Source organism: Paenibacillus darwinianus (assembly GCF_000598065.1).
GTDB classification, from domain to species: Bacteria; Bacillota; Bacilli; order Paenibacillales; family Paenibacillaceae; genus Paenibacillus_I; species Paenibacillus_I darwinianus.
On sequence record NZ_KK082135.1, the window covers coordinates 1 to 10,920 of the forward strand.

Genomic DNA, 10,920 nt, shown 5'->3' on the forward strand with positions numbered 1-10,920 from the left:
GTGCTGATGTACGAGGTCGTCCGCCAGCGGCTGAACGCCTCGCGCTCGACCGCAGCCGGCGAAGGCGGCGCCGGCGCGCGGCGGAAGGGCTGACGGTGGCCGGGGGACCGGGCGATGTGCTTCTGGTTGACGGCTATAACATGATCGGCGCATGGCCCGAGCTCGAGAAGCTGAAGGACACGGATTTTGAGGAAGCGAGAGACCGGCTGCTGGACAAGCTGGCCGATTATCAAGGGTTCTCGGGGCTTAAGGTCTATGTTATCTTTGACGCCCACCAGGTGCCGGGGCTGGGAGCGACCTTTCGCCAGTACAAGCTGACGGTCATCTACACCAAAGAAAAAGAGACGGCCGACGAATGCATCGAACGGCTCGTCAGCGAATTGGCGAAGCGGGGCCGCAACATTTATGTCGCGACCTCCGACCTCGTCGAGCAGCATGTGGCGTTTGGCAAAGGCGCGCTGCGGCTATCGGCGCGCGAGCTGCTGATCGACATCGAGCAGAACCGCAAGGCGATCGAGCAATCGGTGACGGCGCAGCCGCCCGCCAAGCGCAATCCGCTGGACGGGGTGCTTAGCCTTGATGTGAGAAGCAAGCTGGAAAAGCTTCGCCGGGGGGGCCGGGATTGAACCGGTGTGCAGCCGATCCGCATCCGGCTGCTTCCGGAACATAGTGGCGCGATGCGGACTGCATGATATCGTTTCGATAAAGAGTGGAAATTATGACATCGCGAACCTTTTTTTCCTCGATAAAGGTGTAATTGACGGTGTCAGGTTACATAATGTATACTGTCACTATGTTTCATAGTGTTGAGCAGAGTAAGCCTTGCAGGCCGGAGGGATAGTTCGTGAGCATCGACCTCAAAGAACCGAGAATGCACGAATATGACTGCCGAACGGACGAAGACGTCGTCGAAGTGGTGCGCGAAGGCGACGGCGAAGCGCTTGAGTATCTGATCAATAAATACAAGAATTTCGTACGCGCCAAGGCGCGTTCGTATTTTTTGATAGGCGCCGACCGTGAGGATATTGTCCAGGAGGGCATGATCGGTCTTTACAAGTCGATCCGCGATTTCAGGGGAGATAAGCTGGCGTCGTTCAAGGCGTTTGCGGAGCTGTGCATCACGAGGCAGATCATTACCGCGATCAAGACCGCAACCCGCCAGAAGCACATTCCTCTTAACTCCTACGTTTCATTGGACAAGCCCATTTACGATGAAGACTCCGACAGGACGCTGATGGACGTCATTTGCGGCTCGCGCGTTTCCGATCCGGAGGAACTGATCATTAACCAGGAAGAATTTCTTGGACTTGAAGATAAAATGTCCGAGATTTTAAGCGATCTGGAACGCAAGGTTCTTATGCTCTATTTGGACGGCCGATCCTATCAGGAAATCGCAGTCGACCTGGATCGTCACGTCAAATCGATCGACAACGCCTTGCAGCGAGTCAAGCGCAAGCTGGAACGCTATTTGGAATTACGCAACGTCGGCGGATAGGCGATACGGGGGAAGCCTTTTATTTTTACGATGACTTGCCAGACTCTTTGCCGACGCAAGGAGTTTTTTTGCGCCTTCGGGACGGCGGCGGTCTTTTTTTCGGATAAAAGGATTATAGATCCCCAAACCGGGCGATAATGGACGTTGAATCCCATGTCAAGGGGCAGGCGGAACCGCGGCGCGACCTGAACTTACCATGCGCCGGAGCGGTTTATTTTCGTTGACACGTATATGTCGTTGTGATAAAGTGTTTTAGGTAGCCCTGTAATGCGAGCGGTTATTTTTTTTGAACAGATGTTTCCGCGATACGGCCTGGCCGTACGCTGGACGGTCAAAGCCGTTGCGCCCGGGTGAGGGACCGTTATGCGGTTCGATATAAAGACTTAATCGGCTTTATAGTTCGGGAGGTGGATTTTCAATGCGGGTTATCATCACTCTGGCGTGCACGAACTGCAAACAGCGTAACTACACGACCAACAAGAACAAACGCAATCAACCCGACCGCATCGAGATGAAGAAGTTTTGCAAGTTTTGCAACGAGCATACTCCTCATCGCGAGACGAGATAACTGGAGGTTGTAGACGTGACATTTTTGGCTAGAATGAAGCAAGGCTTCGGGTCGTCGTTTGCCTTCTTTGCCGACAGCTGGGCGGAGTTGAAGAAAGTCCGCTGGCCAAGCCGTAAGGAATTGACAAGCTATACGGTCGTCGTACTCGTGACGATCTTGCTTGTGACGATTTACTTCTGGCTTCTTGACATCGGGATCTCATCATTGGTCGAACTGATCGTTTAAGAAGGGTCCAAAGGTGGCTGTTATGGAGAAAAGATGGTACGTTGTTCATACCTATTCCGGGTATGAGAACAAAGTAAAGGCGAACTTGGAAAAGCGCGTTGAATCGATGGGCATGGAGGATAAGATTTTCCGCGTGCTCGTGCCGATGGAGGAAGAAGTGGTAAACAAGGACGGGAAGAAGAAGACCGTCATGCGCAAAGTTTACCCCGGCTACGTCCTGGTGGAAATGATTCAGACCGACGATTCCTGGTACGTCGTGCGCAACACACCGGGCGTGACGGGCTTTGTTGGCTCGACAGGCTCCGGATCAAAACCGACGGCTTTGCTGCCGGAGGAGGTCGAACAGATTCTGAAGCATATGGGCATGGAAGAGCCCAAGCCGAAGATGGAGTTCGATCTCAAGGAAACCGTTCGCGTCAAAGTCGGGCCTTTCGCCAACTTTGTCGGGACCGTGGAAGAGGTTTTGCTCGAGAAGAGCAAGCTCAAGGTTCATGTCAACATGTTCGGTAGGGAAACCCCGCTTGAGCTGGATTACACTCAAGTGGAGAAGATATAACATCCGGTTTCTGTCAGCCGCGCGATTGCTTTAGGGACGCGCGGAGGTGGGAGGGTTTGATCCGTTTCCGATTTGGAATCGCGGATTGCGCCCGTCGGACCACACTTTAGGGCAAGGAGGTGTGCAACATGGCAAAGAAAGTCATCAAGATGGTCAAGCTTCAAGTACCGGCAGGCAAAGCCAACCCGGCTCCGCCAATCGGTCCCGCACTCGGTCAAGCCGGCGTTAACATTATGGCGTTCTGTAAAGAATTTAACGCGCGCACGGCCGATCAGGCTGGTCTGATCATTCCGGTTGTCATTTCCGTATTCGAGGACCGTTCCTTCACATTCGAAACCAAGACGCCGCCGGCGGCAGTATTGCTCCGCGTCGCAGCTGGTATCGAGAAAGGCTCCGGTGAACCGAACAAGAAGAAAGTAGCTACTGTGAAGCGCGATAAAGTTCGCGAAATCGCGGAGCAGAAGATGGTTGACCTGAACGCTGCATCCGTTGAGGCTGCAATGCGCATGGTCGAAGGCACCGCTCGTTCGATGGGCGTAACGATCGTAGACTAATCGACGCCCGCGTAAGCGGCGCCGCGCCGGAGCCGATCCGGCAAGCGGATATCGTTCCGCGCGTGGGAGGATCATCCGTAAGGGGATTTTCCGCTAAAACCACAAAGGAGGAGAATTTACATGGCAAAACGCGGTAAGAAGTATCAAGAAGCCGTCAAGGTCATTGACCGCGACGCAGTTTACGAGCCGCTTCAAGCGATTGAGCTTGTGAAGAAAGCAGCTACGGCCAAGTTCGACGAGTCCGTCGAGGTTGCCGTTCGTCTGGGTGTAGACCCGAAGAAGCAAGACCAGGCGGTGCGCGGTGTGGTTGTATTGCCGCACGGTACCGGTAAAACGAAACGCGTCCTCGTATTTGCGAAGGGCGAAAAGGCGAAGGAAGCGGAAGCAGCCGGAGCGGATTATGTCGGCGATGCGGACGTAATCAACAAGATCCAACAAGGCTGGTTCGAGTTCGACGTTTGCGTGGCTACGCCGGATATGATGGCGGAAGTCGGTAAGCTCGGCCGTATTCTCGGCGGTAAAGGCTTAATGCCTAACCCTAAAGCCGGCACCGTTACGTTTGACGTAACGAAAGCCGTGCAAGAGATTAAAGCAGGCAAAATCGAGTACCGTCTTGATCGTGCAGGTCAAATCCATGCGCCGATCGGCAAAGTATCGTTCGACTCCGAGAAGCTGAACGAGAACCTTAAGGCTCTCGTGGATGCGCTTGTTCGGGCGAAGCCGGCCGCTGCCAAAGGGGTTTACCTGAAAAACATCGCGGTTTCCTCGACGATGGGACCTGGCGCAACGGTTAACGCCTCTGAGTTCCGCTAAGAGAATCGCGGTCCAATATTCGAATACGCATACCGTAGACAGTAGGTGCCGACTAGGCTTAATTTCCTACCGAGGTGTTATGATACACGCGAACGTCGCGCCCGAAATCTTCCGGTGAGGCGGCATTGCGATCATGGCCTTCGCAGTCTATGCGAAGGCCTTTCTCATGCATCAAGGTTAAGGATACCGTCGATTGAACGGCGTGCAAGATTAACAATCGGGAGGTGTACAGTATGGCAAACGCCAAGATCATTCAAGAGAAACAGCAGTCCGTTACGGAAATTGCAACGAAGTTTCGCGAAAGCTCCTCTACGGTTGTGGCGGATTATCGCGGCCTGAACGTTGCGCAAGTAACCGAACTGCGCAAGCAGCTCCGTGCAGCGGGCATCGAGTTCCAGGTGTTGAAGAACTCCCTGGTACGTCGTGCTACGGCAAGCGCGGAATTGACCCAGCTGGATGAAGTGCTCAGCGGCCCGACCGCAATTGCCTTCTCCAAAGAGGATGCAGTGGCTCCCGCGAAGATTCTGAACGATTTCGCGAAGAAAAACGACGCTCTCAAAATCAAAGGCGGCGTCGTCGAAGGACAAGTCGTCGGCTTCGAACAAATCAAAGCGCTGGCGGAACTTCCGTCACGCGAAGGTTTGCTCTCCATGTTGCTCAGCGTCCTGCAGGCGCCAATGCGCAATTTCGCGCTTGCGGTTAAAGCAGTCGGCGAACAGAAAGAGCAGCAGGCTTAATTACCGTTTGAGCATCGCCCTGTAAGGGAAAAACAAAAAACTAATATCCATATGGAGGTATAACCATGTCTAAAGAGCAAATCTTGGAAGCCATCAAAGGCATGAACGTTCTTGAACTGAACGATCTGGTAAAAGCAATCGAGGAAGAATTCGGCGTTACTGCTGCAGCTCCTGTAGCAATGGTAGGCGGCGGCGCAGCTGCTGAAGTAGAAGAGCAGTCCGAGTTCGACGTCATCCTGACGAGCGCAGGCGCGTCCAAAATCAACGTTATCAAAGTCGTTCGCGAAATTACGGGTCTCGGCCTGAAAGAAGCGAAAGACCTGGTTGACAATGCACCGAAGGCGTTGAAAGAGAAAATCAGCAAAGAAGACGCAGAAGCTCTTAAAGCGAAACTCGAAGAAGCAGGCGCTTCCGTAGAAGTGAAGTAAGCTTCGTTTCATAGACGCAAACCCCTTGAAGACATCGTCTTCAGGGGGTTTGTTTTAGTCTGTGATGGGGGATAGTTGATTAGTGGAGGTGCAGTCATGTCGGACCATTATTACAGCCGGACGCCTAATGCCGGCAGCGATAGAAAAATTCATGAGACGATGCTGCGCGGCAGAACGTTCCGTTTAACGACGGATTCCGGCGTGTTCTCCAAAACGGGCGTCGATTACGGCAGCCGCGTATTGATCGAGACGCTGGAGCTGCCGGAGAACGCCAGCGTGCTGGATGTCGGCTGCGGCTACGGACCGATCGGGTTAGCGGCTGCTTCGATGGTGCCGGACGGGCATGTAACGATGATTGACATTAACGAGCGGGCTGTGCGGCTGGCCGGAGAAAATGCGGCTTTGAACGGATTGAGCGAGCGGGTAACCGTCCTCCAAAGCGATTTATTCGAGGCGGTAAACGGCAGGCAGTTCGATGCGATTGTGACCAATCCACCCATCCGGGCAGGGAAGCAGGTCGTTCACCGGATATTCGAGGAAGGGTTCGGGTTGCTGAAGCCGGGCGGTTCCATGTGGGTCGTTATTCAGAAGAAACAAGGCGCGCCGTCTGCGACGGCCAGGCTGCAAGACATTTTCGGGAACGTTCGGGAGCTGGGAAAAGATAAAGGATATCGCATCTTAAGGGCTGTAAAAGAAAGTCAGACAAATCAGTAAAGATTTATTGACTTGACTTTTTCGTTGTGGTATCATTGTAAAATGTCAGTATTAAAATTGCTCACAAACTCTTTAGTTTGCTAAAATGTCAAGAACAATTTTCGAGCCTGAAACGGATAGGAAATTGTCGTTTGACGTTTAATGTTGGGGTTTTGGGCGAAACTTACATGATATATGGAGTTTTATGGCTCCAAGATTCGCTGTCTATTGAGAGACGGGATTGGCTGAAGGAAATACGCTCTTTTTTCGAATTCATTCGATAAGGGCTTTTCTTTACGATAAAGGAAAGTTTATTTTCACTAACCATCCAAAGTGGAAGAAAACTTTCCTTTTCGCGATAATAACTACCGCAAACCGCGGTCGCGCATCTTCGAAGACTTCAATGGATGTTTTTCACATTTAAGTATTCGAGAAGCTGTGAGTCAGACATGAGGGGTGAGGTTAAGTTGGCAGGACAACTTGTTCAGTATGGCCGACGCACGCGTAGAAGCTACGCCCGGATCAACGAGGTGCTCGAGGTACCGAACCTGATCGAAATCCAACAGAAATCGTACGAAAAGTTTCTGGAACGGGATCTGCTTGAACTGTTTCAGGATATTTCTCCGATCTCGGATTTTACGGGTAATCTGTCGCTCGAATTTATCGATTACACTTTGGGCGAGCCGAAGTATTCGGTTGACGATTCGAAAGAACGCGACGTCACGTATGCCGCTCCGCTGCGCGTTAAAGTGCGCTTGATCAACAAGGAGACCGGTGAAGTAAAGGAACAGGAAGTATTCATGGGCGATTTCCCGCTGATGACCGAGACGGGAACGTTCATTATCAACGGCGCTGAACGGGTAATCGTCAGCCAATTGGTTCGCTCCCCCAGCGTTTACTTCAGCACGAAAGTCGATAAGAACGGTAAGAAAACATACACCGCGACGGTCATTCCTAACCGCGGCGCATGGTTGGAGCTGGAAACCGACGCGAAGGACATCGTTTATGTCCGCATTGACCGCACCCGGAAAATTCCGGTGACGGTGCTTCTGCGTGCGCTGGGCTTCGGCACCGACGCGGAGATTATGGATCTGCTCGGAAACGACGAGTATATTCGCAACACGCTGGATAAAGACAACACCGACTCCACGGAGAAGGCGCTTATTGAAATTTACGAGCGTCTGCGTCCGGGCGAGCCTCCGACGCTCGATAATGCGAAGAGCCTGCTCGTTGCGCGTTTCTTCGATCCGAAGCGCTATGACCTGGCGAATGTCGGCCGCTATAAAATCAACAAGAAGCTCCATATCAAGAACCGCTTGTTCAACCAGCGTCTGGCCGAGACGCTCGTCGATCCGGGCACGGGCGAAATTATCGCCGAAGCCGGACAGATGATCGATCGTCGCCTGTTGGATGAGATCCTGCCTTTCCTTGAGAAGAACGTGGCGTTCAAGACTTACCACGTTGCGAACGGCGTGATGGATGCGAATAGTATTCCTCTTCAGACGATCAATGTATTCGCGCCTCACGAAGAAGGCAAGGTCATCAAGCTGATCGCCAACGGTGTGATCGATAAGTCGGTCAAGCATATTACGCCTGCCGACATCATCGCGTCCATCAATTATTTCCTTAACCTGCTTCAAGGCGTAGGAAGCACCGAAGACATCGACCACCTCGGCAACCGCCGTCTTCGTTCGGTCGGTGAGCTGCTTCAGAACCAGTTCCGGATCGGCTTGTCGCGGATGGAACGCGTTGTCCGCGAACGCATGTCGATTCAGGATGCCAACGCAATTACGCCTCAGGCGCTAATCAATATTCGTCCAGTGATTGCCTCGATCAAGGAGTTCTTCGGCAGCTCGCAGCTGTCGCAGTTCATGGACCAGACAAACCCGCTTGCCGAGCTTACGCACAAGCGCCGTCTGTCCGCTCTCGGACCCGGCGGTTTGACGCGCGAGCGCGCGGGCTTTGAGGTCCGCGACGTCCATCCGTCCCACTACGGCCGGATGTGTCCGATCGAGACGCCGGAAGGTCCGAACATCGGTTTGATCAACTCGCTGTCGACGTTCGCCCGCATCAACGAGTACGGCTTTATCGAAGCGCCGTACCGTTGGATTGATCCGAAGACGGGCGTCGTCACCGAGCAGATCGACTATATGACCGCCGATGAGGAAGACAACTATATCATTGCACAGGCGAATGCCAAGCTCACCGAGGAAGGCCACTTCGCAGATGAATTGATTATATCCCGTTACAACAAGCAAGCCGACAACATCCTGACGATCGCGAGAGATCGGGTCGACTACATGGACGTTTCGCCTAAACAGGTCGTGTCCGTGGCGACAGCGCTCATTCCGTTCCTTGAGAACGATGACTCCAACCGTGCGCTCATGGGATCGAACATGCAGCGTCAGGCCGTTCCGCTCCTCATTCCGAAGTCGCCGCTTGTCGGCACCGGCATGGAGCATAAGTCTGCGAAGGACTCTGGCGTATGTATCGTGACGAAGCATGACGGGATCATCGAGCGCGTCACGGCCAATGAGATTTGGCTGCGCCGCGTCGAGACGATTGACGGCAAGCAAGTGACCGGCGATCTGATTAAGCACAAGCTCCACAAGTTCATGCGTTCGAACCAAGGCACGTGCATCAACCAGCGGCCGATCGTGCGCAAGAACGAATTTGTTACCAAAGGAACCATCCTTGCCGACGGTCCTTCGACCGAGAGGGGCGAGCTGGCGCTCGGACGCAACGTCGTCGTCGCGTTTATGACCTGGGAAGGTTACAACTACGAGGATGCTATCCTGCTGAGCGAGAAGCTCGTTAAGGAAGATGTATACACTTCGATCCATATCGAAGAATACGAGTCCGAAGCGCGCGATACGAAGCTCGGACCGGAAGAAATCACACGCGATATCCCGAACGTCGGTGAAGAAGCGCTGAAAAATCTTGACGAGCGCGGCATTATCCGCGTCGGCGCGGAGATCGGCGCAGGAGATATTCTCGTCGGCAAGGTCACGCCGAAGGGCGTAACCGAGCTGACGGCAGAGGAACGCCTGCTGCATGCGATTTTCGGCGAGAAGGCGCGCGAGGTTCGCGATACCTCGCTGCGTGTGCCGCACGGAACCGACGGAATCGTGGTCGACGTCAAGGTGTTTACGCGCGAGAACGGCGATGAGCTGCCGCCTGGCGTCAATCAGCTGGTTCGTGTGTACATCGCCCAGAAGCGGAAAATTTCCGAGGGCGACAAGATGGCCGGTCGCCACGGCAACAAGGGCGTTATCGCCCGCATCATGCCGGAAGAGGATATGCCGTTCTTGCCGGACGGCACGCCGGTTGAGGTCGTGCTGAATCCGCTGGGCGTTCCGTCCCGGATGAACATCGGCCAGGTGCTGGAAGTCCACCTCGGCATGGCGTGCAAGCGTCTCGGGATCCACGCGGCTACGCCGGTATTCGACGGCGCGCGCGAGGATGACGTGTTTAATGCGATGGAAGAGGCCGGCATGCAGCGCAACGGCAAAACGGTACTGTATGACGGACGTACAGGCGAGTCCTTCGAGCGCGAAGTTACGGTCGGCGTTATGTACATGATCAAGCTGGCGCACATGGTCGACGACAAGATCCATGCCCGCTCCACCGGACCATATTCGCTCGTTACGCAGCAGCCGCTCGGCGGTAAAGCGCAGTTCGGCGGACAGCGTTTCGGCGAGATGGAGGTTTGGGCGCTAGAAGCATACGGCGCCGCGTATACACTGCAGGAAATTTTGACCGTGAAATCCGACGACGTCGTCGGACGCGTCAAGACGTACGAATCGATCGTCAAAGGCGAGAACGTGCCCGAGCCGGGCGTGCCGGAGTCGTTCAAGGTGTTGATCAAAGAGCTTCAAAGCTTGGGCATGGACGTGAAGATCCTGAGCGCAGACGAACAAGAGATCGAAATGAAGGAAATAGACGACGAGGACGACGGCTCGAGCGACAAGCTGAACCTGAATCTCGAAGGCGCCGAAGTCGGGGCGGAGTAACAGGGGCCCATCGAACGCGAACAAATATAGGGTGATGCCGAAGGAGACTGCGCTGCGCGGCTCCTTCGGCTCGTCCATGCACCATGCCTTGCATTGACAGAGACTTAAGGAGGGTTGCTCCTTGTTGGATGTAAACAACTTCGAGTACATGAAGATCGGTCTGGCCTCGCCGGACAAAATACGGTCGTGGTCGCGCGGCGAAGTGAAAAAGCCGGAGACGATCAACTATCGGACGCTTAAGCCCGAGAAGGAAGGCTTGTTCTGCGAGAAAATTTTCGGACCGCAAAAGGACTGGGAATGTCATTGCGGCAAATATAAGCGCGTTCGCTACAAAGGCGTCGTCTGTGACCGCTGCGGCGTCGAAGTAACTCGAGCGAAGGTTCGCCGCGAACGGATGGGCCACATCGAGCTGGCGGCCCCGGTCTCGCACATTTGGTATTTCAAGGGAATCCCGAGCCGCATGGGTTTGGCGCTGGATATGTCGCCGCGTTCGCTGGAAGAGATCATTTATTTTGCATCCTATGTCGTCACCGACCCCGGCGATACGCCGCTCGAGAAAAAGCAGCTGCTTTCCGAGAAGGAATACCGCAGCTACCGCGAGAAGTACGGTTACGGCTTCCAGGCCGGTATGGGCGCCGAAGCGGTCAAGAAGCTGCTCCAGGACATCGACGTAGAGAAAGAGCTTAACCAGTTGAAGGAAGAGCTCCGCACGGCGCAAGGACAACGGCGCAACCGCGCGATCAAGCGTCTTGAGGTCATCGAAGCGTTCCGCAACTCCGGCAATGAGCCGGAATGGATGATTCTCGACGTGCTGCCGGTTATCCCGCCGGAACTTCGC

11 protein-coding genes, 1 pseudogene and 1 other annotated feature are annotated in these 10,920 nt (G+C 54.2%); all 12 genes and pseudogenes read left to right on the forward strand.

Going from position 1 to position 10,920, the window contains the following annotated elements:
• Window positions 1-95 precede the first annotated feature (95 nt).
• A complete protein-coding gene (locus BG52_RS02965) occupies window positions 96-626 on the forward strand; it encodes an NYN domain-containing protein (RefSeq protein WP_036579992.1) in 531 nt (176 codons plus the stop codon).
• Between the two features lie 218 nt (window positions 627-844).
• On the forward strand, window positions 845-1,495 hold the full coding sequence (gene sigH, locus BG52_RS02970) for an RNA polymerase sporulation sigma factor SigH (protein WP_036579995.1): 651 nt from the start codon (window positions 845-847) through the stop codon (window positions 1,493-1,495).
• A 418-nt stretch (window positions 1,496-1,913) separates the two neighbouring features.
• A complete protein-coding gene (gene rpmG / locus BG52_RS02975) occupies window positions 1,914-2,063 on the forward strand; it encodes a 50S ribosomal protein L33 (RefSeq protein WP_036579997.1) in 150 nt (49 codons plus the stop codon).
• 15 nt (window positions 2,064-2,078) lie between these two features.
• Window positions 2,079-2,288: a preprotein translocase subunit SecE gene (gene secE / locus BG52_RS02980; protein ID WP_036580000.1), complete on the forward strand. Its 210-nt coding sequence runs from the start codon at window positions 2,079-2,081 to the stop codon at window positions 2,286-2,288.
• 22 nt (window positions 2,289-2,310) lie between these two features.
• Entirely contained in the window at window positions 2,311-2,844 is a 534-nt protein-coding gene (nusG, locus tag BG52_RS02985; protein WP_036580002.1) for a transcription termination/antitermination protein NusG, read from the forward strand.
• A gap of 128 nt (window positions 2,845-2,972) precedes the next feature.
• The gene (rplK, locus tag BG52_RS02990) at window positions 2,973-3,398 is read left to right on the forward strand and encodes a 50S ribosomal protein L11 (RefSeq protein ID WP_036580005.1); all 426 of its coding nucleotides are present in this window, start codon (window positions 2,973-2,975) and stop codon (window positions 3,396-3,398) included.
• A 120-nt stretch (window positions 3,399-3,518) separates the two neighbouring features.
• Entirely contained in the window at window positions 3,519-4,211 is a 693-nt protein-coding gene (gene rplA, locus BG52_RS02995) for a 50S ribosomal protein L1 (protein WP_036580007.1), read from the forward strand.
• Between the two features lie 14 nt (window positions 4,212-4,225).
• Window positions 4,226-4,386: a sequence feature (ribosomal protein L10 leader region), on the forward strand.
• A 58-nt stretch (window positions 4,387-4,444) separates the two neighbouring features.
• Window positions 4,445-4,948, forward strand: a complete 504-nt coding sequence (gene rplJ / locus BG52_RS03000) for a 50S ribosomal protein L10 (protein WP_036580009.1) — start codon at window positions 4,445-4,447, stop codon at window positions 4,946-4,948.
• A 65-nt stretch (window positions 4,949-5,013) separates the two neighbouring features.
• Entirely contained in the window at window positions 5,014-5,376 is a 363-nt protein-coding gene (gene rplL, locus BG52_RS03005) for a 50S ribosomal protein L7/L12 (RefSeq protein ID WP_036580011.1), read from the forward strand.
• A gap of 96 nt (window positions 5,377-5,472) precedes the next feature.
• Window positions 5,473-6,090 carry a class I SAM-dependent methyltransferase gene (locus BG52_RS03010; protein ID WP_036580014.1) on the forward strand — a complete coding sequence of 206 codons (618 nt, stop codon included), beginning with the start codon at window positions 5,473-5,475 and terminating at the stop codon, window positions 6,088-6,090.
• Between the two features lie 446 nt (window positions 6,091-6,536).
• A complete protein-coding gene (gene rpoB / locus BG52_RS03015) occupies window positions 6,537-10,082 on the forward strand; it encodes a DNA-directed RNA polymerase subunit beta (protein ID WP_036666819.1) in 3,546 nt (1,181 codons plus the stop codon).
• A gap of 121 nt (window positions 10,083-10,203) precedes the next feature.
• A pseudogene (locus BG52_RS03020) lies at window positions 10,204-10,920 on the forward strand (DNA-directed RNA polymerase subunit beta'); the annotation flags it as partial.

Bases quoted from the DNA above. Each gene is read 5' to 3' on its own strand.
- rpmG (WP_036579997.1), top strand. From the start codon at position 1,914: ATGCGGGTTATCATCACTCTGGCGTGCACGAACTGCAAACAGCGTAAC.
- nusG (WP_036580002.1), top strand. From the start codon at position 2,311: ATGGAGAAAAGATGGTACGTTGTTCATACCTATTCCGGGTATGAGAAC.
- rplK (WP_036580005.1), top strand. From the start codon at position 2,973: ATGGCAAAGAAAGTCATCAAGATGGTCAAGCTTCAAGTACCGGCAGGC.
- rplA (WP_036580007.1), top strand. From the start codon at position 3,519: ATGGCAAAACGCGGTAAGAAGTATCAAGAAGCCGTCAAGGTCATTGAC.
- rplJ (WP_036580009.1), top strand. From the start codon at position 4,445: ATGGCAAACGCCAAGATCATTCAAGAGAAACAGCAGTCCGTTACGGAA.
- rplL (WP_036580011.1), top strand. From the start codon at position 5,014: ATGTCTAAAGAGCAAATCTTGGAAGCCATCAAAGGCATGAACGTTCTT.
- BG52_RS03010 (WP_036580014.1), top strand. From the start codon at position 5,473: ATGTCGGACCATTATTACAGCCGGACGCCTAATGCCGGCAGCGATAGA.